Below are 26,045 nucleotides of genomic sequence, written 5' to 3'. Positions count from 1 at the left end.
AATTCGCGTAAAATGTAGAACAAATTAAATTTAGCTATTTACAATGTGTTTTCTCGGATTATAATTGAGAATGATTATCTTTGTCAATTTAAAACACATAGAAAAGGGGTTCGTCATTTAATGAAATTCACATCCAGAACCATTGGCATCGCTGCTCTAAGTCTCCTGTTACTGCTACTTGCAGCCTGTTCGAACGCTTCAACTTCTTCCCCTGCCGAAGAAACAACTTCACCTACTAACACGACAGAAACTTCAGCTCCTGCTGAGAATACAAATAAAACGACGTACCCGCTCACCATTGAGAATTTCACGATCTCGGGTGAGGGTGGCGAGTGGAAACCCAAAGTGCAGGTATTCGATAAAGCACCTGAACGTGTTGTTGCGAATACCCAGTCTGCGGCTGAGATGCTCATCAAATTAGGTCTGACCGATAAAATGGTCGGTGTTGCTGCTCTATACGGTTCCGTTACACCGGATGTGGCTGATGATTTCGCCAAAATCCCGGTATTGTCCAAGGATTATGTAGGTAAAGAGCTGGTTGTAGGTGCAAGCCCGGATCTGGTTCTCGGACGGGGCGACCTGTTCGCTGATGCAGACTGGGGCGTGGGTACCGTCGATGGATTGAATGACTTGAATATCCGCACGTTCCTGCAAACGACGAATCACAAAGGCACACTCGAAAGCCTCTATAGCGATATTGCACAACTTGGAAAGATCTTCGACGTTCAAGAGAATGCCGCAACATTCACGGAAAATCTGAAGACTCGTGTTGCAGCCATTAAGGCAAGTGTAGCCGATCAGCCTGATCATACTTTTGCCTATATCGTTCCCGCTACGGAAGACACCATTACGGTAAGCAGCATGCAGAACGATACGTATCAGCTTGATGCACTTAGCCTGTTGAAGCTGAAAAATACGTTTGATGGAGTGCAAGGTGAGGTAAGTGTTGAGCAACTGATCACAGCGAATCCCGACTACCTGCTCTTGTCTGCCTACGCCGGTTCACCGGATATCGATAAACTGATTCAAAATCTGTATGCCAACCCTGCCCTGCAAAGTATGAACGCAATCAAGAACAAACAGATCTATGTCACAGATTTCAGCCAGTTCTGGGGTTATGGATATCAAATTCTGGATGGCATTGAGAAAATGGGACAGGAAATGAAAGCTAATCCAATCAATTAATGACTTGAGCCAATGAGCAGGAGAAGACATTCTCACTGCTCTTTTTTATACCGCGCATGCAATAAACGATGGATCAAAGCTTGACATTAGTTTGATAACAAACTATATTACACGTATGAAAACAAGAGACGCTATTTCACTCATATCCAAAATTAAAGAGAAGGTCAACCGCTTTATCCTGGCCGAGATGGCTGAGCAGGGAATCCAGGATCTCGCCACGTCCCATGGGGATATCATCTATGCCCTGTACAACAATCACAGGATGACCATGGCTGAAATCGCCAAAAAAATTGGCAAGGATAAATCCACGGTGACTGCACTTGTGGACAAATTGGTGCGAACAGGATACGTCCTCAAGGAGCGTGATGCAACAGATTCACGAGTTGTTCATGTGGCTTTGACTGCCAAAGGCGAACAATTAAAGCCTGTGTTCGAAGAGATATCGCAGCGCATGCTGGACGTGTTCTATGCGGACGTTACGGAAGCGGAGAAAAAAGAACTGCTGCGAATTTTAATGAAAATCCATAGCAACTTCTAATTTTTTTTGGAGAAATAGTTTGATATCAAACTAATAGTTTAGAGGAGGTTTTTGGTATGATGGACTACACTCAATTGTTACCGGAACATGAGGTAAAGAAGATCGGAGAACATGATTTACACTTGGAGATATTCGCAGGAACCCCGCCTCTTGACGAAAAAACAACGACCAAGAAGCCCCCACTACTGTTCGTTCACGGTGCATACACAGGCAGCTGGATGTGGAGCAAATATATCCCCCACTTTGTCCAGCACGGTTGGACCTGTTATGTCATGAACCTGAGAAGTCACTACAAGAGTCGGGTCATGGATATGACGATGATTACGTTTGACGATTATTTAGAGGATATTCGTGAAGTGTTAGTCAAGTTCAACGAGCCTCCCGTCCTCATTGGCTTTAGCATGGGTGGGATTCTCAGTCAAAAGATTGCAGAAACCGTTACTCTGGCAGGCCTGGTTGTGATCGACGCCAGTCTGAGCAAGGAAGTGCATGAGCTAATTCCCTACCCGGAAAGCAATCGTATCACACCTGGAATTATCATGCCTGCACCTGTCCGTGATGAACTAACCAGTATAGATGAGACGGCAGAAGACATTGCTTTTCAGCGTAAATATCTGCAAACGGAGTCCGCGAAGGCATTTGCTACCTTTTCAGTTCTTTGTGGAGCTGATGGAATATCCATTAATGGCGACCTGATCCATTGCCCCAGCTTGGTGATTAAGGCTGTTTCATGTGAAGACGAAGATCAGAGAGGCAAGTTAACTGCCAAACAGCTGGATGCTGAATATGCCGGACTGTGGGATACAACCCATACGGGTTTGCTGGTAGGCCAACGGTACATGGAAACTGTCGATATCATCCTTGGATGGGTGAACAGACATCTCCCCTTTGAATTAACGGAAAAACTCACAAAATAAATAAATACCATGTTAAGACCCCCTTCTTACCTTTAATCCTGTATGCAAAAGTTTATTTTTTTTAGATAAGCTTATATGCATAGTTCTGGATAGGATTAAAATATAAGAAATGAGGTTTTATTCATGACCGCTCACACATCCCTCTCAAACCAAGGGGAGATTCCTTCCATATCTTCAAAACGCCTTCCGTGGGCTGGGCTTCTTGCATTAGCCATGGCGGGATTTATTTGCATCCTCACTGAAAGCCTGCCTGCGGGACTGTTGCCGCAGATTGCAAAAGACTTGGGGATCACAGAGGCCCTCACCGGACAGTTGGTGACTCTTTATGCCATTGGATCACTTGTTGCTGCCATTCCCTTGACTACTGCTACACGCGGATGGAGACGCCGACCTCTACTATTAGTATGCATTAGCGGCTTTCTTGTCTTTAACACCGTTACCGCCTTATCGTCAGATTATATCCTTACACTTGCTGCTCGTTTCATGGCGGGAGTCTCTGCGGGTGTGTTATGGGGAATGACAGCAGGTTATGCTCGTCGGATGGTTCCGGATTCGTTAAAAGGTAAAGCCATGGCTGTGGCTATGGTCGGCACTCCGGTAGCATTAGCCCTGGGTGTCCCAATCGGTAGTTTTCTCAGTTCTTATGTCGGCTGGCGCCTCATCTTCGGGATGGTATCTCTTCTAACCGTAGCTTTAATCGTATGGGTTCTCTGGAAAATGCCGGATTTTGCCGGAGAGCCAGCTGGTGAACGTCTTCCGCTGCATAAGGTGTTTTTAATTCCGGGAGTTAGGCCTATTCTGTTTGTTGTTCTGGCCTGGATGCTTGCCCATAATATCCTTTACACCTATATTTCTCCCTACCTAGCCCAGACCGTATTTGCTAACAGAGTAGACTTGATTTTGCTCATTTTCGGTATTACTTCCATTGTTGGAATTTGGTTAACCGGAATGCTCATTGACCGATTTTTGAGGAGATTAGTAATCATTAGCTTGGCAGCATTCGCTCTCGCGTCTGTCGTGATGGGAATCGGTACTCATCAACCTATGATTATTATCCTTGGCATCATGATCTGGGGAATTACGTTTGGTGGGGCTGCCACGCTACTACAAACTGCCATTGCTCAAGCCGGAGGCAAAAGTACAGATGTCGCCCAATCGATGCTGGTTACAGCATGGAATCTGGCGATTGGCGGAGGAGGCATCATCGGGGGCATCCTTCTTGAGCTATTTGGAGCAGGATACCTTTCTGGGGCGCTGTTTATCTTGCTTATTCCTGCGTTGCTTGTAGCTATGCGTGCTTATAAATATGGATTTACCAGAGCAAATTAACAGGAAGGCATTTTGCATGAGTTACATGCAGGAGGAAAGAGGAGTTCACTTGATGTGGACTCCTCTTCTGTTTTTCATTTTAAAGACCAGAATCTTATTCTGCCTGTGCCAACAGATTTGGTCCTTCCACTAGATTCTTATGTGCAATTGGAGAAGACATGGTGATTAAAGTCATGTAAGTACCGTACGGATCACACTTGTTCTGAAACTCCTCGAGTCCCTGAATGGTATCTGCGAGAATTTTCAGCAAGTAATTGTACTCTCCGCTTATCCGATAACATTCCACAACTTCAGGTGACGCACGACAGAAATCCAGGAAAGGATAACAATCCCGCGTACGAAAAAGAACATAGGCTGTGCTCTGCTTGCCCAATTTGGATGGGGAGATTACGGTTCGATATTCCTCGATGATTCCCTTTTCTTCCATTCGTTTGACTCGTTCAGTAACAGCGGGCTGAGATAACCCCACCAATTTGCCTAGTTCGGTCATGGATAATCTCGCCTGATTCTCCAAGTGATACAGAATATGCTGATCTATTTCGTCCATGTGATCCACCCCTTTAAATACATAAGATATATTCAGAAATTACCTTAAGTATATTCGCCAATTCATTATAATGCCTTTAACAAACCATGTAATACAAGATCAATCATTTATATAATAAAACACAGTTATCACGAGAAATCAAATACATCAGTTGGTGAGAGGAAGATAAGCATGAGAAAAAAAGACATGACGACATTGCATAATTATGTGGATGAAGCCATTGACCGCGCTCTAAGCGAAAAAAGAATCGTAGGAACAGTTGTACAGGTTGCATTAGGAGGGGAACTGGTATATAGCCGGGCTGCTGGTTTCGCAGACAGGGAGCAAAAACGCACCATGTCGGAAAACGCTCTGTTTCGACTTGCTTCCGTAACCAAACCTATTGTCTCGACAGCAGCTCTGGCATTAATCTCACAAGGAAAGCTGAGTCTACATGATCCGGTGACACGCTGGCTTCCTGCATTCCGGCCCAAACTTGCCAATGGTCAGGACGCTTTAATATCAGTACATCAGTTGATGACACACACCGCAGGCTTGACATACCGTTTCTTCCAAGAAGATCAGGGAACCTATGAGCTTGCAGGAGTAACGGACGGAATGGATTGGTCTGAAATGAGTCTGGAGGAGAATCTGCAGAGGCTGGCTTCTGCTCCTCTTCTGTATGAGCCAGGCAACATGTGGAGATATTCCATTGCGACTGATGTACTTGGTGCCGTTATCGAAAAGGTAACTGGGATGTCACTACGAGAAGCCGTTCAGACGCTGGTTACTCATCCACTCCACATGACCGACACTGACTTTGTTGCGGTGGATTCGGAACGATTAACAGCCGCATACGCTAATGGTTCTGAAGAACCGCGTCTCCTTCATAAGGAGTTGGAGCTGATTCCTTTTATTGAGGGTACTGCTGGCTTCCGACTGTCACCCAATCGTGCGAATCGTACTTCTGCTTACTTGTCGGGCGGAGCGGGTATGGTTGGAACTACCGGAGATTTTCTTACTTTACTTGAAGCATTGCGACAAGGAGGACAGCCTCTCCTTACAGAAGCCGTTGCGGCTGAGATGTCTACCAATCAAATCGGTGATCTCGTGATGCCATACTGGCCAGGCAGAGGGTTTTGCCTTGGTTTTACCGTACTTAAAGATCCTGTCGCAGCCGGTACACCGGAATCCCCGGGTACGTGGCGGATGGGTGGAACTTACGGTCATTCCTGGTTTGTTGATCCAAAAGAAGAACTTAGTGTTGCAGCATTCACCAAAACGGCACTTGAAGGGATGTCGGGCCAGTATACCACCGATATCTGTGATGCCGTCTACGCAGGCATTCGTGAAGGCAAAGAGGCTGCAAGAATATAAATACGAATAACCGCCCAATATCATTGGGCTGCTTTATTTGGCAACGATGGTAAGACTACTGTCTGTTATTACTCAAATTTTTCTTTTTGAGAAGGTAGATCTCCGCAACAAGAATAAACCACACTGGCGTGACAAACAGTGCAACACGCGTATCTTCGGCCAATGCCAATACCACTAGCACAAACGCCAGAAACGCCAGGATTAAGTAGTTCGAAAACGGATATAGTGGCAGTTTGAAGCGGCTACGACTCGCCAGTTCCGGCTGAGTACGACGATATCTGAGATGACAGATCACCATGATGGCCCAGACAAAGATGAAACACACGGTCGACACACTCGTGATCAGCGTAAATACGCCTTCTGGCATGATATAGTTCAGCAGAATCGCGATCAAAATAACAATCGTGGAGAAAAACAGCGCGTTGGAAGGAACCTTCCTGTTATTCAGTCGTGCAAACGATTCGGGTGCGTTGTGATCCTTTGCCATGGAGAACACCATACGGCTTGTACTGAAAATGGCACTGTTACACGCTGACGCTGCGGAAGTCAGTACCACAAAGTTCACAATGCCCGCAGCTGCTGCAATACCCACAGCGGCAAACACTTGTACAAACGGACTTTCAGTAGGCACAATGGCGTTCCACGGATAAATACTCATAATAATCAGCAGTGCGCCAACATAGAAGAGCAGTACCCGGATCGGAATCTGGTTAATTGCTCTCGGAATAACCTTCTCCGGGTTCTCCGTTTCCCCTGCTGTGAGTCCCACCAGTTCCATGCCTACAAAGGCGAACACCACCATCTGGAACGATATGATGAATCCATGCAGTCCATTCGGGAACCATCCCCCATGACTCCACAGATTGGTGAAGCTCGCTGGACCCTGATCCGTGGTAAAACCTTTGAATATCATATATAAACCTACAACAATGAGTGCCAGAATGGCCACGACTTTAATCAGGGCAAACCAGAATTCCATCTCCCCAAACAACTTGACCGTTGCCAAGTTCATGATTAGCAAAATGACTAACGCAATTAACCCTGGCATCCACTGAGGTACATTCGGAAACCAAAACTGCGTATACAAACCAACGGCCGTAATATCAGCCATGGCAATGGATATCCAGCAGAACCAATAGGTCCAGCCTGTAATAAATGCCGCCATATTTCCCAGGTAATCACGCACAAAATCGATAAAGGAATGATACTGCAAGTTGCTTAACAGCAGTTCCCCCAATGCACGCATGATCAGGAACAACACAACACCCGTAATGATGTAGGCCAGCAAGATGGATGGCCCTGTCAGCTGGATCGTTTTGCCTGCCCCGAGAAACAGACCTGTACCGATCGCACCTCCGATCGCCATCAACTGTACATGCCTGTTCTTTAATCCCCTTGTTAACGTTTCTTGCTGCATGATCAACCACCACTCTCTTTCTGCAAATGCTCTCTACGATGCAAAATATTATTACTCATCATATAATAATCTGCCCAGAATACATATCCCTCTTTTATATATTTTTTTGCACAGCAAAGAGGCCACCTTTGTAAGAGGCGACCACTTGATACACCCGTATTTCATGCTCTTGGCTTTTATAATCTTAAGTTATTTGTGAGAGAAGGATGAGTATAATCCCGCCGTCCGACAAAATAAGAGCCCGGATCACAAGTACAGTTCCAACGATCATAATCCCAATGCCAGTCATGACCCTGCCTTTTCGGGCGCGACCTTGATCTGGCTTACAACCACACTGCGGCGGACCAGCTCAGTACACATCGCCTCCCATTGCAGCAGTGCCCTACGATAAACAAAAGATTTGTGAAATTGAACGGTGTTGGTCTCACCGCCTCAAGGTAGGGGATGAAAAAAGCATGTTGGAATGATCTAAATACTGAAAAATGGAGGATATATTTGCTATGCTTGCAAAGAAAAGATAGGCTTCTAATCGATACATTGAAGAAACGAAGAAAGAGGCTATTCTTCTGCGAGTGAGGAAGGTTAGGCATAAAGCCGGATCATAGGGAAGTTTAAAAATGCCAGCCAGATATCTCATGGGGACGCAAAAGCTAAAACGGAGTGTGTGTTTTAAGGGTTACCCGGGACGCTTGTACAAAGAAAAATTTTAGCAGTGCCGAAGAAGAAAATGTTTATCTAAAAGGACAGGTAGAATATCTAAAAAAAGCTCAATCCGAACTAGCACGGAGAGGGAAGCCGGATTTATAAGCCCGGTGCCGGTCCATACGAGAAATATGCACGTGGGCCGCGTAGTATGACTGTGTAGAATTACTGAAATCTCACTGTAGATTAAGCGAGCTAAGAACACTGCCTGTAGAGAGAAGCGAACAGTGCGCGAGCGGATATGGAAGCAAGCTTCTAAGGATTCCCCGACTTCGTACGTATCACGATAACAATGAGATTGTGTCTTCGGAACACTTTCGGAACAGAATGACTTGAAACTCTTGAAGGATTCGGTGAAGCCGTTAAAAGCGACCATATTTTCTCCATTTAGATCAGGGACTTCAGTAATCATCCGCCCCTATGCTAAACCTGTTGAAGAAAAAAGATGACAGGAAGCCTTTCTTGCCGTGAAAATTGATTCTACAACACTTTTATTGAATCGTTCTTTTACCATTTAAAAACCGAGGAGTACTAATCGGAAAAACCTCAACATATGGAGCAAGCAAGGATCCAAATTATGAATTATATTTAGTTTTATAACGAGGAACGTTTTCAAGACAAACTCAGCGACTTTCCCCGATTAAATTCCGGGAAAAAGTCGCCGTTTAATAGAACACTTTTTTATTCGCTACTTAACAGAGCTATGACCAATTAAAGATTGGACGTTAAACATTCGGACCATACAGAGATATCTTCAACATATCGCTGATACAAAAACACGCTAATCATTTGAATAGCTTATAAAGGTCAAGTAATTTCACAATAGAGAGTTCTTAGAGAAATCATTAAGCAATTGTTCTAGAAGCACTTGTTCATTAAGATACAATTCATTAAAGAGACTTATCAATTTAGGAGGGACTTGCTTATCTTGTGTTAATGCATATTTTATATATAGATTGAGTATATTCTGACTTTTATCCCTAATCTTAATGAATCCCTCCAAGAACACAGGGTTAAGATCATAAAGTTTGTTTTCTTCTATATATTTAATTCTTGATACCATGAGTTTTTTATAATCATATAGCGTGTACAGTGGTCTCACATCGAACTGAGCGCTGTGCTCCAAGTGTGAAGAATAATATTCTGTTAACTTAGGTAAAATGTCTATTCCGTAAGTCCACTCTGAATATGATTTATGACTATAAAAGGATTGATAATTTAAGGATAGATTTTTTGATTCATAATAATCTTTGATTTGTTCTGCAACAAATTTCATATCAAATAGATATGGCAATCCTTGATGATGTTTCGGATGTAATTTTAGCAAGTGCATATAGTTAACATGTTGAGTAACATCATTATCAATATGTTTTTTTCCAAAATCATGAAATGACTTATCTAGATCTGAATACGAAACGAAGGCAGTTGTATACTTTCTGTTTTCTAAAAAACCAGAAATATTAAATCGTCTCTCAAGATCATCAAATCCATATATAAATATGGCATGTGGAAATGAGAACTTTTGATACGCTGGCGAACCTGGAATGTAATATTCATTTACATGAAGCCATATGTAATTGTCTTGTTGGATTTGTTCTTTTAAGAATTCAACTATATTTGGCATGAATTTCAATACCGTCGATCTTAACATCCGTTGAGTATGTGTAAAGCAAGGGTGAAAATGATGTTCAGGGGATTGTGCATAATAGTCTAAAAAACAATCTTCCCCAGATTGCATCAAACACATATTTAAATAATTACTATAAATCCACGGAAAACAATTCTCATTATTTGATATTATCGAAAAATAATAGGCATGCTGTGGGTAATTAGATACTAATGGATATTGTATAGGAAGCTCTTTTTTATTCACGAATTCACTCCTTTAAAGGGTTATTCCATTTATTCGATTAGAACCAACATTTTAACAAAATTAAAAATAAATATAATCCTCATTCTAACACCAGAGATACACTAGTTCTATATGGTAATATTAGGGTTAATATGATTATGTTAGGCTTCAATGCTTAGCCGGTTACATACACCGATGCATTTAAATAAAATGGAATATTTAGGATCCAAATGAAATTCCCAAAAGCGTTTAGATGTCAAATAAATTAGTTCAGAGCGTAACCGTTCTTGTGGAAAACGTTGGCCTGCCTCGTATCATGAAGCAGACGTAGAAGGATATATACAGAACCAATTCAGGTCAACCGTTGAAACGTGAATGGACACTGGAGGCAAAGATGGAACACTTAGAAGCATCGAAAAAGGAATGATACTGCAAGTTGCTTAACAGCAGCTCCCCCAATGCACGCATGATCACGGAATAATACAACCCCCGTAATGATGTAGGCCAGCAAGATGGACGGCCCTGTCAGTTGGATCGTTTTGCCTGCTCCAAGAAACAGACCTGTACCGATCGCACCTCCGATCGCCAACAACTGCACATGTCGGTTCTTTAATCCCCTTGTTAACGTTTCTTGCTGCATGATCAACCACTACTCTCTTTCTGTACATGCTCTCTACGATGCAAAATATTATTACTCATCATATAAAATAATCTGTCCAGAATACATATCCTCTTTTATATATTTTTTTGCACAGCAAAGAGGCCACCTTTGTAAGAGGTGACCACTTCATATGCTCCTATTTCATGCCCTTGGCTTTTATTAATCTTAAGTTGCATCCGATCCATACTATCATCAGCCTATGTACATTCCTTTGTTATTCTCATGCCACGTTATGCTGATAATACATATCTATAGAAGTATTTTAAAATAAAAGCCAAGCATAGAGCAGCAACGACTAAAAAGGTAATCGCTAATGAACGTTCGGTTCGCCAAATTCGAATAGCATTAGCAACACTAATCATCAATAACGCAATAAAGTTAATAACACTCGAATACGATTGAAACGAGTTGAAAACAATCATCATAAATCCTACGATCCAGATTAACAAAAACCACAGTGGAGTTTTCCGAAAAAGCTGCTTCATTATGATGTACTCCTTAAATATTAAATTGGTCTGTGTATAAGATATTCTTCATCAGGAATGAAAATTCCTTTATTTAGGTCATAACCCCAAATAATTAATACTATTTAGATCCAATTTAAGTATCTTCACAGTAAAAAGGGCTCCCGATAAAGGCGCCCTCTGGTCTATCCAACAACTACTTTTGCTTATAAAACTCGTGGTACAACTTCATTAACGCTCGCTTCTCAATCCTTGATACATAAGAACGTGAGATGCCCAGTTCCTTCGCAATTTCGCGTTGAGTTCGTTCCTCCCCGCCTGCTTCCAGGCCAAATCGACCAATTACAACTTCCTTCTCCCGGTCATCAAGGATATCTAGATTGCGATAAATTTTGCTTTTTTCAATCTTAAGCTGTACTCGATCTACAACATCATCAGCTTCTGTGCCAAGGATATCGATTAATGTAATTTCATTGCCTTCTTTGTCCGTACCAATGGGGTCGTGCAGGGATACGTCTTTGCGTGTTTTCTTCAGGGAACGGAGATGCATCAAAATTTCGTTTTCAATACACCTCGCCGCAAATGTGGCAAGCTTTGTACCTTTGCCTTGTTGAAAACTTTCGATCGCTTTGATCAAACCAATGGTTCCGATGGAAATCAGGTCTTCCTGATCTTCACCCGTATTGTCGAACTTCTTGACGATATGCGCGACGAGGCGCAGATTGTGTTCAATGAGCAGATTGCGAGAGTGAGCATTGCCTTCAGCCATAAGGCGCAAATGTTTGGCTTCATCACCCTCAGCCAGTGGCTGGGGGAAGGCATTATTTTTGACATACGAGACGAGTAACGTTAACTCTTTAATGAATAGAGCAATTGCGGTAAACAATCCGGGCACAGATGACACCTCCTGCAGTTTTACAACGATCTGGCCTGAGCACATGTGGGAACAGGGTCGATCTATTGTATGTAGGCAGAGGCCCAGAAGTGCACGTACACTTGAAAAAGGGGATGATCTTGCGAAGATTTCACAGACTCACAGAAACTATGGAGCCCACCCGCTGAAGCAGGAGAAATTCTTTTTCCACACTTTCGATAAAATACTTCTTTTCACCAAATAGGACAACATCATTCTGGGCTAATGAAACATCGCTTTTGAAATAAATCACATTGTCCGTTTCCCGGAATGCACCTTTGTAATAGAACATCCTATTTCTCTCCTTCATGTATCTACCTATGTAATTAACTACCCGCTCCATGTGGATCTGCTTCCTTCATGCTAACATATTCTCTCTCATTCATCATGTCATATTCGCACACTAACCAACATAAAGCCCCAGCCCTGTGCAGAACAGAACTGAGGCTGCATATCGATATGAATTCCTGTTTCTCCTGTCGATTGCTTCAAGAAGCTAATTCAAATTAAATTATTTGAAGATTCGTTGTGAGAACTGATACAGGCCGCTGTTCCAGACAGATGGTTCGTGTCCACCTACATCCAGATAAAAGGTATGCGGAATATTCATGCTGCTCAAGCCGTTTTTGAAGTTCTGGCTGACCCATAACAGACCGTCACTTGATCCACAGGAGATCCACAACAATTTGAGTTGGCTGGCTACTTGTCCCGGGTTGGAAACCAGCTGTGATACAGATTGCGTATTCGGTGCAGCCGAGAAGGCCCCTACCCAAGCGAAGGTATTCAGATTTTTCAATCCGAAGTTAAGCGACTGCCCACCACCCATGGACAGACCGGCCAACGCACGGCTATTCTTGTCTTTGTATACCGGATAATTGGCCTCGATATGAGGAATCAGATCCTTGAGCAGGTCTTGCTCAAACCGTTCAAACGCAGCCACTTTGTCCGGAGCAAAAATGTCACCGACTGGACGGTCGTCCTTCATGGCACGGCCATTCGGCATGACAACGATCATCTGGGACAGCTTGCCTTCCGAATACAGGTTGTCCAAAATGTTCTTGGGTTTCATTGCATTGACCCACTCATGCTCATCCCCGCCGATGCCGTGCAGGAGATACAAGACGTTATACTTTTTATTCGGAGAATATCCTGGCGGTGTATACACCGTCGCTTTCCGTGTATTGCCCACCGTTGTGGAGTAATAGGATATCAGATTGGTATTTCCGTGCGGAATATTGTTTCGATAGCCATCAAAACCCGGTGGTGCCGGCACCACCGGAGTATTAGCCAGAGCATTGTTAGCGTCATTGCTGGATACATTCATAGATTCATACGCTGTGTTCTGAGCACCAACCTCACTGGAATCCGTAGCAAAAGCCATTGTTGGGGCAATCATGGCAACGATCATCGAAAGACTTAAAAGGATTGTAATACGTTTTTTCATCTCAATTTCTCCTCTCAATTTTGTCAAACTTAAGTATGCGTTTCTCGAAGTTTCACTGGATTACGCTTGATGCTGAAGTTCAACTTTTTTCTAACGCGGTGAAGCAAGCTTCCTCTCAACCCAAAATTGAAAGCCCTTACAATAAACAGGTTAGATCACCTCCCTTCCCTTCAGAAAACACTGAACCTGTAGATTTCACTCTGTTTTTCCGACATAGAATTACTTATATAGTATATTTAAACTTATTTATCCATTTTTTGCAACAATATTTTCATTTCTAGCGATTCAATTCAATGATCTTAGAGCATCAGAGTTTTCTTCTTTCTTCTTTATTCTCGAATCATAATTTAAAATTGTAAAATAATGTTGTTAAATTGAATATTTTACCTTATTATAGCTTCCATAGGGGGGTGTCTATGAACAATTTCAATAGATTCATAATATTTTTCTTCTGAGATATGCTTACGAAAAAGTTTCAACGTTTCGGCCGCCAATATCTTTTGCAACTACTTTATTTTCTGGGAGGAAAATGATGATGTTCAATGTACGCTTGTCGATCAAAAAAGCATGGGCTTCATTCCTGGTTATTACATTATTGCTGCCTTTACTTGTAGGATTATGGCCATCCAATGTCTATGCTGCATCTAACAATGAAGGAAAAATATCTATAACCGCAGATGATGAGTTCACACTTTTTATAAACGGCAGACAGACGGGAAAAGGCACCGACTGGGCCAAAGCCTATACGTTCCCTGTGCCCATTCAATCTGGCATCAATGTGATTGCAGTTCAAGCGAAGGATATAGGCCTCTATGCGGGACTGCTGGCAGACCTTAGCTACGGAGATGAGAATCTGGTTACGGATTTCAACTGGAAAGTATCTGAACGATATATCGAAGGTTGGGAGCAACCCAAATTCGATGATTCGTCATGGTCACGTGCTACTGACTTCGGACGGTATGGCAGTGATCCTTGGAAACAGATTAGTGGCATGCCTGAGGAGACCAGTGCACGCTGGATCTGGGCAGGCAAGACCAATGTGAATGCTCCAGTTTCAGAAGCATATTTTCGAATCTCATTTAACGTCTCCGAAGATGGACTGGCTGTTAGCAACCCCATTTCTTCTTCAGGTCAATTCGAGCAAGTCGATTATCAGTTAAAACCAACCCAACCCATGCCTGCTTCCATGGTGAAGAGACTTCCCGTGGTAAATGCCGTCTTTGAAACGGTGGAAGAGAAAGGTTCTATAGAACTTAGCACCCAAGAGGCTGCCCAGATCGGTAATAACCTAGCTCCTGGTCAGATCTTTCTCGATCAGTCCTCTGCCCGGGCTATCAAAGTTACAAGCGTCAATAGAAGCTCTGGTGGTATGCGGGTAGATTACACCACTCCGGGTGTGGAGGAATTGTTCGATTACTATGATATTCCCGAGCAGGAGGTCTCGTTCGAAGAGCGTAATATCGTCATGCCTGATCCTGAGATGGTATTGGATAGCAAGGAATGGCTTGTTCAGGAAACCCCTTCCTTGTTAGAGACCGATATAACTGACGATGCTGAAATGCGACAGTTCAACATCGACAACACGATTCAAAATGATTTAGATGCAAATATGGACACTGTTGCGGATGCAGAAACAATGGATATCGCTTCCACGGATATCGCACCCATGGATCTGAATGATGTGAACTCCATGGACATGAATGATACAAATGATATGGATCTGAATGAAATAAACTCCACGGAATTAACTGATATTAATTCAACGGATCTGAATGATGTGATTCGTGCTGCTGGAGCAGGTGATTTTGCCAATTGCAAAAAATCCGGCAATGAGTTTGTCTGTGATTTCAAGAAGGTACTTGTAAATCAACAAAATGCAAACGGTAACAAAGTGTTCGTTGAAGCAGGTGGCAAGCTCACCTTGATTGCACCCAAAGTTACGGGGAAATACGGATTTTGGGGAAAATATGATCTGAAATTTACCGCTGGTGAAAAAGCCAACATCTATATCAAAGGTGATGCCAAGTTCAAAAAAGAAGTCAAAGTTCCAATCATGGGCTTCAACATTGGTGCTGGCAATCTTGGAGCCGTATCTGTCGGCGTTTTTCTGGTCATTGGTATTGACGGCAACGTCACCTTTGAATTTCAGGTCGATCAGGGATACACGGTTACCGCGGGAGTCAAAGGGAAAACACGTGTCTTTATTCCCGTGAAGATCCAGCCTTACAGCAGTGTGAACAGATATCTTACGGTAACCCATAAAATTGAAGGACAGATCACTGCTTGGGCAGGAGCCAAAGCGGAAGTCGGTCTGAAAATTGCCGGCAAAAAAATACTTGAGGTAAGTGTTTTTGCCGGCATTGAAGGCACAGGGAAATGGACAAGCAGCAATAATGTACCCAGTACCATGTCTCTAAAGATTGATGCTCTCGTCAAAGGAGAAGGAGCTGTATTTAATAAGTCCTTCAAACTCTTCGAGCTGCGCTGGAATTTGGTGAATCTGGTGAAAACCCCTACCAATCCGGGAACCGGACAGAACCTGGCACGAAATGCTGCCATAACGGTAACTTCCACCTATCCCGGGTATTCAGCAGCCCGAATCAATGACGGAGATCGTAACACGGCCTTGGGGGAAAGTTATAGCTGGGCCAATAACCGTAATTCCTCACTTCCCCAATATGTCGTCATTGATTTGCCGGCATCGAGTTCAATCCAGCGAATTGATCTGTACACCACCCAGGGATACCCGCTTGCCAATTATGATCTGCAATACTGGAATGGCTCAAATTGGGTGAATCTTGTACAGATTACAGGCAATCAAGAGTTAACGCGTTCACACACATTTTCAGCAGTCAGTACCTCCAAGATCCGTGTCGTAGCGAGTAAAGGTCCTTCCCATCAGCCAACCTATGTGCGAATCAATGAGCTTGAAATCTATTAAAACAGCATACCCAAAAAGCCTCAGCCCTTGGTTACACAGGATGGCTGAGGCTTTCTTGACATCTGTTTAGTGTACGGATACTGGATTAACTACCTCTGCACCCTCGGGTGAAGCCAGTCTGTCTTTCATCAACAGACTGATGAACAAACCCAGCAAACCCAGTGCAGCAATTACTGCAGCATACAAAGGCACTGAGATAAGTCCTGTATGTGTAATTGCATACCCACCCATATAGGCACCAGCGGCATTTCCCAGGTTAAATGCCGAATGACTTGAGGTTGTCGCCAGCAGCGGCGCTTCGCGGGTCATATTCATAATCCGAATCTGAAGTCCCGGCATAATACCAAACGCGGCTACACCCCAGAAGAATATGGTGATTACCGCGAGATAAGGATTCTCTAGTGTAATCGTAAGTGCAGCTAACAGAACAGCTAAGATCCCAAAGTTGACGATTAACGAAGGCATCAGCTTCCAGTCTGCCAGACGGCCGCCAACCAAATTGCCCAAGGTTACACCGAAGCCAAACAACACCAGAATCCAGGTCACACTTTGCTCTGCAAAGCCGCTAATATCCACAAGCATCGGCGTAATATAGGTGAAGACTGTAAACAAACTTCCGCACCCCAACGCCCCAATAAGCAGAACCAGCAACACTTGTGGACGAACCAGATTCCGAAATTGCTGTCCGAGGTTTGCTGGTGCTCCTTGCGGGAGGACGGGAATGAAACGAATGATACCAATCAACGAAATGATGCCCAAGATCGTAATCGCCCCGAAAGATGACCGCCATCCAAGCTGTTGCCCGATAAACGTACCAAACGGAACGCCAATAATGTTGGCAATCGTTAGCCCCGCGAGAACAACCGATACCGCTCCTGCCCTTCTCTCGGGCGCAACAAGCCGCGTCGCCATGATTGAACCTACACCGAGGAACGTGCCATGGGCAAATGCCGTTAATATCCGTGCTGAGATTAACAACCCATAGGTGGGAGCAATAACGGACAATGCGTTCCCGATAATGAAAATGCACATCAGCAGTACCAGCAGTTTTTTCTGCGGAATCTTGTGTGTAAATACGGTCAATATCGGCGCACCTACCGCTACACCAAGCGCATATCCCGTAATGAGTTGTCCCGCCTGCGGAATACTTACATTCAGATCTGTTGCCACATTGGGCAGCAGGCCCATAATAATAAATTCAGTCATACCAATCGCAAAAGCCCCTATCGTCAGGCATAACAGGGATAATGGAAACGCCCCTCGTTTACCTGACTGCGAAGCCTGTGGTTCTGTTGTGTGTCCTGTGGTGCTCATAGATGTTCTCTTCTCCTGTCTCTAATCAACGATTTTCTGTCGCCTTCAACCACAAGGCATCTGTTAGTTGTTCGAACGTTTCACGCATAGCCAGCTTGTCCCGCCAGTGTGCCGGAATACCACTCAATCCATAATAAGCACCTGCGATCTGCCCATACACCGCACCTGTAGTGTCCGCATCATCACCCAGATTAACAGCTAACAACGCGCCTTCTTCAAAGCTTGACGACTTATGAAACGCCCATAGTGCTGCTTCAAGTGAACGAACCACATAACCACTGCCCTTAATTTCCGGCGGTTCTTTGCTCTGATAGGAACCCATCACAACCTCTTCAATTGCAGGCGAAAAAGTAGGTTCTTCCCTCCACTGTCTGCATGTCTCCGGCATCAGCATGACGCTCTTGTCCGCTCCGCGCAGACCGGCAACAATTATGGCGGCTAGCACTTCACATGCTTCCACGCTTTCTGTTGCAGCATGTGTTGTCCGGGAGCTCAGCCCGGCATAACGAACCGCCTCGTTTGGTCGATTAGCATAAGCCATCGCGACAGGTGCGAGCCTCATGATAGAGCCATTGCCCGCCGTCATCGGGTCAGTTGATCCGCTGTAGGCTTCTCCAGTTATCTCAAACCTCTCCAAGGCACTTCGTGTGGCCCCGCCGATATCGAAGCAATCGCCTGTGCTGCTCATATACCCGACCTTGTACCAATTGGTGTATCTGCGCATCTGATCCGCAGGATCAAAGTCTGCTTTACGTACCAAACTTTCTGCCAGACACAGAGCCATGGATGTATCATCTGTCCACTGCCCTGCCTCCAGCCCAAATACACCTCCACCCACGATATCCGTTACGGGTTCAAATGTGCCCGGGCTGCTGAATTCCACGGTAGTTCCCAACGCATCACCCGCTGCAAGCCCGATGAAGCAACCATTGAAACGGTCCTTTTGCAACATGCTTGTCTTCCTCCCTTACTCCATATACTTTCAGAATCTTTCTTCCATTCTCCCACAGGGCCTGATCTGGCGTAAAGCTAATAAAATCCAATAAATTCAGCTCCATTTCTTCTATTATAAAAGTGTCGAGAGCTGTTGAACGGCCAGACTATCCAATTTTCATAAAAAAAGTTTTATTTTTTCGAGCTGTAAAAACAGTTTATTCAGTACACCGCTTACATGCAAAAGGGTTAACGGTTTGCAACGTTCATCATTTTCTGAAAACAAATCATACATGTGAAAATTTTCAATGTAAACAATCATGACGCGCTTGACCCTTCGGTTTGTCCTATGTTACGGTTTTATTAGCTTCAAACGCATATTTTTTCCCAAATTAATATTCATTTTCGGTTTGTTGCGTCAACTAATATCCCGCAGGTTAATGAATACAGGGAATGAATTTGCAGAAAATTTTCATTTTTTGTTTTATCCCCAAACTAATTCTGAAACAGGAGGAACAAATTTATGATTAAGGCACTGGTGTTTGATTTCGACGGAACGATTATTGATACAGAGACAGCATGGTATATTGCTTTTCGTGATGCTTACAAGGAACACGGCGTAGATTTAACCCTGGAGATGTATTCACAATGCATCGGTACCAGTCTGAAAACATTTAATCCGTATGAGTACCTCATCACAGATTTGAATCTTCCGATCGATCGGGAAGCGTTCAGGGAATCCGTTCAGTTGCAGCACGCTGCATTGATGAACAAAGAAAAGGTGCGTCCTGGTATTCAGGAATATCTTGAACAAGCACGTGAAGCTGGACTGAAACTGGCTGTAGCATCCAGCTCCAAACGGGAGTGGGTTGAACAACATCTGGAACAACTGAAACTGAAAGATTATTTTGAAGTCATTCGTACGGCAGATGATGTTGCAAATGTGAAGCCTGACCCGGAACTCTATATTCAAGCGCTTGAAGCCCTTGGAGTAACTGCAGACGAAGCCGTAGCGATTGAGGATTCACCTAACGGCGCGCGTGCAGCTGCTGCGGCTGGTATGCACTGCGTAGTCATCTCGAATACCATCACAGGAACACTGGAATTCGATATGCCTCACCAACGGTTATCTTGCTTGACCGACCTTACATTTAATGATTTGATTTCGAAGCCACTCGTCACTACCGTCTAAGGTCTGCACGAATTTCGCGATTCAATCCTTAAAGGGGGAGTTCACACATGAAAGCTGTACATTTTGGTGCGGGCAATATAGGCCGCGGTTTTATCGGTCATATGTTGTCCGCTTCCGACTACGAAGTCTGCTTTGTCGCACGTAACCCGAAGAAAATCTCCATGCTTCAAGAGAGGCAGGAATATCCGATTACACTTGCCAATAGAGATCAGGACACCACGATTGTCAACAACGTGACGGCTATCAATGTGAGTGAGCAGAATTTGGTTGCTGAAGAGATTGCTTCAGCCGATGTGATCACAACCGCGGTGGGGGTATCTGCACTCGGAGATATCGCCGAACCGATCGCCAAAGGCATTCAACTTCGCATGAAAAACAATAATCAGGCTCCACTGCATATTATCGCTTGCGAAAATGCCATCGGTGGTAGCACCAGGCTGAAGAAACGCATTTATCCATTTTTGGATGAACAAACTCGCAAAAAAGCCGAACGTTATGTTTCTTTCCCCAATGCAGCTGTGGACCGGATTGTTCCGGCTCAAAACCACAAAGACCCGCTGCAGGTCACTGTTGAACCTTTTTACGAATGGGTCGTTCATCGTCCAGCACTTCTGGATGGATTTAAGAAAATAGATGGCGTCCACTATGTGGATTCGCTTGAACCTTATATCGAGCGTAAAATGTTTACGGTCAATACAGGCCATTGTGTCGCCGCATACTTCGGCTATCTCGAAGGATTCAAGACGATCCGACAGGTGATGAGTAATTCCACCCTGCGGGCCAAAGTGCGCCATGTTATGGAAGAGACCGGTCAGATGCTTATCCAGAAGCACGGATTCAACGCTCAGAAGCATAACAAATATATCGATACCATACTGGAACGCTTCGCCAATCCCAACCTGACGGATCAGGTCACCCGGGTCGGACGTTCCCCCCTTCGCAAGCTTTCGCCTCATGATCGGCTTGTTCGCCCAGCGATGCAGGCCAGTGAATTCGGAATTGAAATTCCTCATTTAACTTCTGCTATGGCGGCCGCAATGCTGTTTAATGACAAACGCGACGAGGAAGCCATGAAGCTACAACACATGATTCGCGAAGATGGCGTCTCCGCCTTCATCCGTGAACACATGGGAATTCCCGACGAACATCCCGTTCATCAGAATGTAATCGCCCGTTATCAAGAACTCAGAGGGCGCAAGGAATCGACTATACTAACCTGATTAACGGATCAGGGCATGGGTTCGATCCTGCAAACTGAATAGAAGCACGGCCAAGAAGCCGGGAGGAACCTATGCAGTAGCATCGCTCCTTCCGGCTATTTGTCTATGCACGGCGTGGCACGGCACGGTACATTCTATCTATATTGTAGTAACGTTAATAAAACAGCGCATCTCCTCTCTCAAGGAAACACGCTGTTTGGGGAATCTTTTTAATTTAATACATCGTTTGGCTCAGCCTTGTAGCTCATCCCTTTTCTACTCATTCATAATGGAATTGAGGGATGCATATGCCATGGGCAGGAAACCTTCCGAAGGTTCACCAATAGGTGCTTGGATGTGGAAAATGAAACCATTGCCGTCCAGTTCTTTGACAATAAAGTACTCTGTTTTCTTATCATTCTGGGACATCATGTATAATCTTGCATCCTTCATCGGGCCGTTGCTGAGTTGTTCAGCCGTTAACTGCTTCACTTCTCCGGTCTCGGACAACTCTTCCTTGGCATCCATCTTCAGCGCATCCAGATTGTAATTCGCCGGCAGCTTCTCAATCTCTACCTCATAATCCGGATCAATCTTCATTGTTAATTCATGGTCTTCGGCGTCAAAAGCCATCGGTTCAAACACATAAAGTGAATAACCTTTCGCTTGTGCCAATGTCACTGGACGTTTCTCGGTCATTCCTTCTACCGTCACTTCCAGCTCTGATGTCTTCGGACGATCGGACGTTACTGTACCGCCTGCATTGGAACCGTTATTGTCATCACTCGATTCAATCTTTGCAATCTCTGTAAGTACCAACTGTTTCGTTGTTGCATCAATCGTTTTCTCTACATATTTGAAACGAACGGAATCTTCGTCATCGATATCATCCAGAGACTTCTGCAGATCTTCACTCACCTGGAATGACATCGGCTTCTCATTCACTCGAATCTCAACGGTATGCGGATCAGCCCATCCAGTCAGAATACCTTCTGCTTCTATTGCAGCACTTTCATTTGGTTGTTGCTCCGGTGCTGGTGACTGTTCTTCCGTATTATTCACTGTCGGCTGTGCAGCAGGATTACTGTTCCCACAAGCCACAAGCGAGAATCCCATAAGTAAAACCAGGAGTGATGCACTGACTTTCATTGTATTTCCTTTTCGCATATGAACACCTCCGTTAGCTTATACGCAATGATGCTTGTCCATGTTGCTTCTCATCCATTGGCTTGGCTGTATACTAGTACTTACACGGGAGACAGGCAGCTCAATCATGCAAAATATCTGAATCGTTGCTCAGATCCTCTACTCAGCTGGCCTGATCCATCTGTACCAGTTTGGCATTGGCTCCGTTAAACGCTTTGGTCTGGAGGTTAAATTGCTTTCGGAATTCAGCAAGCTTCGCATATTCGCTATTCCGTACCCGAATAGCTCGCTTAATCTTAACCAGATTAGGTTCTGTACTTTCTCTCATCAGATCATACAACTGCTCATCGGCACTCAGACTCAACTGATACGAAGCAACAAAATTTTCCAACGCACGTGCTCTAGCTTCATATTGATCCAGCACCTTTTCAGCCTGTGCCAACGTTTCTTCTTTTTCAAATGATAGATCCTTAAGGGAACTGCGCAAGGCCACCGTCTTCTCGTTGGTCTGTTTCATGGCCTCTTCCGCCTGTTTCAACAACGTTCTTCGTTCATGGATATGGTCTGCTGCCTGATCCAGCAGTGCTTCGAGATCACTGTTTTTGTTCTTGCCTTTGTCTAAAATAGACTTGTATAACTTCATATCTTCCTGCTCATGACTGGTCAGCGTCTTCAAACTCTGATCGATCTCCTGACCGCTGAGCACCAATTGGTTTATCTGATTTGCCGCAGGCTCCTGCGGATCTCCACAACCACTCACCAGCAGAATTAGCAATACACTAACTGCCGCAAGCGCCACTTTTTTACTCGTTAGCACCCAAGTCCTTCCTCTCTTTCATCATCTTGTTGTTATATTACAAGCGGGTATCTCCGCTAAAATTGGCTACCCAGTGTGCATCCGGATCGTATACTTCGAACTCGTAACCCCGATCTTCGAGTAACTTCAGAATGCGTGGTAAAGCCTGAACCGTCTGCTCCCGCTCATGCATCAGAATCACTTCCTTATCCCGATGTACACTTTTGCTCACCCGGGCCACAATCTTGTCCGGCTGACCGGGAAGATTCCAATCGAGTGAATCTGTCGTCCAGTCCCACAGTTTGAACCCGGCCGCAGCAATGTCCCCTCTGAACTTTTCACCGATCTGTGGACTGCTGCCATAAGGTGCACGAATCAGATGAGGCGTAAAACCAATCAGGTCTTGCACCATCTTCTGCTCCTTCTTGAATTCTTTCACAAAATTTGCAGAACTGCCGCTCTTATACAGCTTTTTATAGTTATGCGTCATGCTGTGGAGTCCAGGATAACTGCCTTCTTTCAACAGCCGTTTCACTGCTTCTGGATGCTGATTCAACTGACGTCCGATCATGAAAAAGGTAGCCTTCGCCTCATGCTGCTTCAATATATCCAGCAGTTGTTCTGTATATTCAGTTGGCCCATCATCAAACGTTATGTATGCCAATTTGCGAACCTGGCCCTGGAACCGTGCCGGCTCCTCCTTCGCATCCGGAGTAACTTGTATCATGCCGAGCTTGGCCGGCTGTTCGATTACAGTAATCGGAGGCGGCGCCACAACGCTTTTGATCCAATGCGTCATGCCAAAGAATACATATGTAATACCGGTAACGAACAGTACCAAGAGCATTAGAGCTATGATTACCCTTCCATACCGGATTTTTCTTCGCTTATGTGTTTTCGTGCGACTTGTGCTAGGCGGAATACTGCCACGCTCTCCCGCTCTCTCTTGTTGAACTCTCACTGTCATGCCACTTCCTTACTTTCATTTTTTCCCGATTATTGGTATATTATCTCGTTTCATGTCTCTATATAGAAGATTAATAGAAAAATGGATCGGGAGAATGACAGAATAGTTACAAGCCCGGTTACAATCTACTTATCTCTTCGTTCTCTTTATCTTTCCTGCGGTTGTCTTCTCCTGTATAATGAAGTGATTTACGCTATCAGACTTCAAGAAGGAGCTACACCCATGACAAGCTTGAACCGTGCCGGCAGATCCATCTATCTGTTATTCTTTGTCGGCATTATCGCCATTTCTTTCTCTTCGATCTTTGTACGCTGGTCTACCGCAGATGTTGCGGTCATTGCCATGTACCGTCTATTTCTGACCAATCTGCTAATGTTGCCTTTTGTCTGGAAATACAGACATGAGATGATGCGTCTGAGCTTACAGCAGTGGGGCTTGCTGCTTGCATCCGGTGTGATGCTGGCCCTTCATTTTCTGCTCTGGATGGGTTCGCTGCGGCTCACCAGTGTTGCTAGTTCCACAGTTATTCTCGCGCTGGAGCCAATACTGATTCTTGCCGGTTCGGTATGGCTGTTCAAAGCCAAAATTAACCGCATGATGATCATCGGCATGGGCATCGCCCTGCTTGGATCAATCGTCATTGGCGCAGGAGATTTCCAGTTGGCAGGTACTGCCCTGCAAGGTGATGTCCTGTCTTTACTTGGCACAATCGCAGTCGCCGTTCATATGCTGCTGGGTCAATTTTTGCGAGCGGGACTTAGTGCATTTTCGTATAACTTCTGGGTGTTCTTCGTAGCTGCTTGCACGCTGGCGGTATATAATCTGATCATGGGCCATCCGTTCGGAGGTTACGCTGCGTCAGAGTGGGGAATCTTCCTGTTGCTCGCCATTGTGCCAACGATCTTCGGACATTATCTCTTCAACTGGCTGCTTCAATATATGAATGCCACGACGGTATCCATGGGCGTACTTGGGGAACCCGTATTCTCTTCATTACTAGCCTGGATGCTGCTCGGCGAATCCCTCAGTGCTTTACAAATGTCTGCCGGGGTGGTCATTATATTCGGGGTATGGATCTTCATTCGATATGGCAAAACCAAACCTCAGATTGCTTCAGCAGAAGCCTCTGTTGCGGGAAAAGGGCCTGTTGAGCCTACTACGGTATAACGTATTCATTCGTAATGCATAGTTATAAACGACTCTACCACTCTCATAAGGCGGTGTATTTTGATGAAAAATATTGTATCCATGCGCTGGCTGCTCGCCAGAATGTATGAACCGGATGTAGTTATTGCAGATTGCCGATTCTTGCTCGGTCAGCCAGAGGCTGGAAGACAAGCCTATGAAGCTGGACATATTCCAGGAGCTGTCTATCTCGATTTGGAAAAAGATCTGTCTTCTCCTGTGTCTGCGCACGGAGGACGTCATCCGCTTCCTGATCCAGCTGTGCTCGCAAGTCGTCTCTCCAAAGCTGGCATCGGCTCCAATAGTCGTATTGTTGCTTATGACGATCAAGGCGGGATGAATGCATCTCGTCTTTGGTGGCTGCTGCGCTACATCGGTCATGAACAGGTCTATATCATGGACGAAGGTTTCTCCGCTTGGAAAAACGCCAAATATCCGGTGACTACGGATGTGCCGGTTCAGATCCCATCTTCCTTTGAGGTGAATGTGCAGCCAGCTATGCTGGCAAGTGTTGAGGATGTGCAACAAGCCTCTGCAAATGGCAGTGCCTTGCTAATTGACTCCCGTGATGCTCGCCGCTATGCGGGTCTGGAGGAACCGATTGATGCCAAGGCCGGACATATTCCGGGTGCGGTGAATTATTTTTGGAAAGATGTGTTGGATTGGGATGGACGTTGGACAGATACTGGGGTGTTAGAAGAGCGTTTCAGTAAGCTGGACAAGGATGGTGCGATTATCGTGTATTGCGGCTCTGGCGTCTCGGCCTGCCCTAACGTGATTGCGCTGGAAGAAGCGGGATTCTCGAATGTGAAATTGTATTCCGGAAGTTGGAGCGACTGGATTAGTTATGAGGGGAATCCGGTCGCTACCGGGGAAGAGTAGGTTCGGAGTACAAGTCTACAGGATCTCAAAGGACAAATACACCGCCATGCAGGCTGATGCCTGGGGCGGTGTATTGGTTCTTAAAAGTCAACAAGAGATCAACATTCGTTCAAGGAAAGTGATTACACCGGCGAATAAGAGTATTCATGGCAATGAATTAACAAG

Annotated in this window: 21 protein-coding genes and 1 pseudogene; 10 read left to right on the top strand and 12 right to left on the bottom strand. The window is 44.8% G+C overall.

Going from position 1 to position 26,045, the window contains the following annotated elements; all coding sequences use genetic code 11:
* Nucleotides 1-120: 120 nt before the first annotated feature.
* From MHI01_RS27215 to MHI01_RS27200, 4 genes are all read left to right on the top strand, one after another.
* Nucleotides 121-1,185: an ABC transporter substrate-binding protein gene (locus MHI01_RS27215; protein WP_340984587.1), complete on the top strand. Its 1,065-nt coding sequence runs from the start codon at nt 121-123 to the stop codon at nt 1,183-1,185.
* A gap of 115 nt (nt 1,186-1,300) precedes the next feature.
* The gene (locus MHI01_RS27210; protein WP_282320631.1) at nt 1,301-1,723 is read left to right on the top strand and encodes a MarR family winged helix-turn-helix transcriptional regulator; all 423 of its coding nucleotides are present in this window, start codon (nt 1,301-1,303) and stop codon (nt 1,721-1,723) included.
* 56 nt (nt 1,724-1,779) lie between these two features.
* Nucleotides 1,780-2,640 (top strand): alpha/beta hydrolase, encoded by an 861-nt coding sequence (locus MHI01_RS27205; protein ID WP_340984586.1) that lies wholly within the window; start codon nt 1,780-1,782, stop codon nt 2,638-2,640.
* 123 nt (nt 2,641-2,763) lie between these two features.
* Nucleotides 2,764-3,969 carry an MFS transporter gene (locus MHI01_RS27200; RefSeq protein WP_340984585.1) on the top strand — a complete coding sequence of 402 codons (1,206 nt, stop codon included), beginning with the start codon at nt 2,764-2,766 and terminating at the stop codon, nt 3,967-3,969.
* Nucleotides 3,970-4,063: 94 nt separating this feature from the next.
* On the opposite strand, the gene MHI01_RS27195 is transcribed toward MHI01_RS27200, so the two are convergent.
* Nucleotides 4,064-4,516 (bottom strand): Lrp/AsnC family transcriptional regulator, encoded by a 453-nt coding sequence (locus MHI01_RS27195; RefSeq protein WP_340984584.1) that lies wholly within the window; start codon nt 4,514-4,516, stop codon nt 4,064-4,066.
* A gap of 171 nt (nt 4,517-4,687) precedes the next feature.
* On the opposite strand from MHI01_RS27195, the gene MHI01_RS27190 reads away from it, so the two are divergent.
* Entirely contained in the window at nt 4,688-5,872 is a 1,185-nt protein-coding gene (locus MHI01_RS27190; protein ID WP_340984583.1) for a serine hydrolase domain-containing protein, read from the top strand.
* Nucleotides 5,873-5,927: 55 nt separating this feature from the next.
* Here MHI01_RS27190 and MHI01_RS27185 read toward each other — a convergent pair whose 3' ends face one another.
* The 6 genes and pseudogenes from MHI01_RS27185 to MHI01_RS27160 form a co-directional block, all read right to left on the bottom strand.
* Entirely contained in the window at nt 5,928-7,289 is a 1,362-nt protein-coding gene (locus tag MHI01_RS27185; RefSeq protein ID WP_340984582.1) for an amino acid permease, read from the bottom strand.
* A gap of 1,519 nt (nt 7,290-8,808) precedes the next feature.
* The gene (locus MHI01_RS27180; protein WP_340984581.1) at nt 8,809-9,864 is read right to left on the bottom strand and encodes a hypothetical protein; all 1,056 of its coding nucleotides are present in this window, start codon (nt 9,862-9,864) and stop codon (nt 8,809-8,811) included.
* Between the two features lie 390 nt (nt 9,865-10,254).
* Nucleotides 10,255-10,483, bottom strand: a pseudogene (locus tag MHI01_RS27175) (amino acid permease); the annotation flags it as partial.
* Between the two features lie 681 nt (nt 10,484-11,164).
* Complete coding sequence (sigK, locus tag MHI01_RS27170; protein WP_017687130.1) at nt 11,165-11,863, bottom strand: RNA polymerase sporulation sigma factor SigK; 699 nt, start codon at nt 11,861-11,863, stop codon at nt 11,165-11,167.
* A 130-nt stretch (nt 11,864-11,993) separates the two neighbouring features.
* A complete protein-coding gene (locus MHI01_RS27165) occupies nt 11,994-12,173 on the bottom strand; it encodes a hypothetical protein (protein ID WP_036615241.1) in 180 nt (59 codons plus the stop codon).
* 219 nt (nt 12,174-12,392) lie between these two features.
* Nucleotides 12,393-13,205 carry an alpha/beta hydrolase gene (locus tag MHI01_RS27160; protein WP_405159413.1) on the bottom strand — a complete coding sequence of 271 codons (813 nt, stop codon included), beginning with the start codon at nt 13,203-13,205 and terminating at the stop codon, nt 12,393-12,395.
* Nucleotides 13,206-13,860: 655 nt separating this feature from the next.
* On the opposite strand from MHI01_RS27160, the gene MHI01_RS27155 reads away from it, so the two are divergent.
* On the top strand, nt 13,861-16,266 hold the full coding sequence (locus MHI01_RS27155; protein ID WP_340984579.1) for a galactose-binding domain-containing protein: 2,406 nt from the start codon (nt 13,861-13,863) through the stop codon (nt 16,264-16,266).
* A 66-nt stretch (nt 16,267-16,332) separates the two neighbouring features.
* Here MHI01_RS27155 and MHI01_RS27150 read toward each other — a convergent pair whose 3' ends face one another.
* Nucleotides 16,333-17,580 (bottom strand): MFS transporter, encoded by a 1,248-nt coding sequence (locus MHI01_RS27150; protein ID WP_340984578.1) that lies wholly within the window; start codon nt 17,578-17,580, stop codon nt 16,333-16,335.
* A gap of 25 nt (nt 17,581-17,605) precedes the next feature.
* Nucleotides 17,606-18,532 carry an ADP-ribosylglycohydrolase family protein gene (locus MHI01_RS27145; protein ID WP_340984577.1) on the bottom strand — a complete coding sequence of 309 codons (927 nt, stop codon included), beginning with the start codon at nt 18,530-18,532 and terminating at the stop codon, nt 17,606-17,608.
* 504 nt (nt 18,533-19,036) lie between these two features.
* On the opposite strand from MHI01_RS27145, the gene MHI01_RS27140 reads away from it, so the two are divergent.
* Complete coding sequence (locus MHI01_RS27140; RefSeq protein ID WP_036668502.1) at nt 19,037-19,705, top strand: HAD family hydrolase; 669 nt, start codon at nt 19,037-19,039, stop codon at nt 19,703-19,705.
* A gap of 47 nt (nt 19,706-19,752) precedes the next feature.
* A complete protein-coding gene (locus MHI01_RS27135; protein WP_340984576.1) occupies nt 19,753-20,925 on the top strand; it encodes a mannitol-1-phosphate 5-dehydrogenase in 1,173 nt (390 codons plus the stop codon).
* Nucleotides 20,926-21,180: 255 nt separating this feature from the next.
* On the opposite strand, the gene MHI01_RS27130 is transcribed toward MHI01_RS27135, so the two are convergent.
* The 3 genes from MHI01_RS27130 to MHI01_RS27120 form a co-directional block, all read right to left on the bottom strand.
* Nucleotides 21,181-22,071, bottom strand: coding sequence for a hypothetical protein (locus MHI01_RS27130; protein ID WP_074095979.1), 891 nt, complete (start codon nt 22,069-22,071; stop codon nt 21,181-21,183).
* Nucleotides 22,072-22,213: 142 nt separating this feature from the next.
* On the bottom strand, nt 22,214-22,867 hold the full coding sequence (locus MHI01_RS27125; protein WP_076254355.1) for a YkyA family protein: 654 nt from the start codon (nt 22,865-22,867) through the stop codon (nt 22,214-22,216).
* Nucleotides 22,868-22,904: 37 nt separating this feature from the next.
* The gene (locus MHI01_RS27120; RefSeq protein ID WP_256721299.1) at nt 22,905-23,807 is read right to left on the bottom strand and encodes a polysaccharide deacetylase family protein; all 903 of its coding nucleotides are present in this window, start codon (nt 23,805-23,807) and stop codon (nt 22,905-22,907) included.
* 228 nt (nt 23,808-24,035) lie between these two features.
* On the opposite strand from MHI01_RS27120, the gene MHI01_RS27115 reads away from it, so the two are divergent.
* Nucleotides 24,036-24,980: a DMT family transporter gene (locus MHI01_RS27115; protein ID WP_340984575.1), complete on the top strand. Its 945-nt coding sequence runs from the start codon at nt 24,036-24,038 to the stop codon at nt 24,978-24,980.
* A 63-nt stretch (nt 24,981-25,043) separates the two neighbouring features.
* The gene (locus MHI01_RS27110; RefSeq protein WP_340984574.1) at nt 25,044-25,880 is read left to right on the top strand and encodes a sulfurtransferase; all 837 of its coding nucleotides are present in this window, start codon (nt 25,044-25,046) and stop codon (nt 25,878-25,880) included.
* The last annotated feature ends 165 nt before the right edge of the window (nt 25,881-26,045 follow it).

It is taken from the genome of Paenibacillus sp. FSL M7-0656, assembly GCF_038003225.1.
Classification (GTDB): Bacteria; Bacillota; Bacilli; order Paenibacillales; family Paenibacillaceae; genus Paenibacillus; species Paenibacillus amylolyticus.
This window is presented reverse-complemented; position numbering and strand designations above follow the sequence as displayed.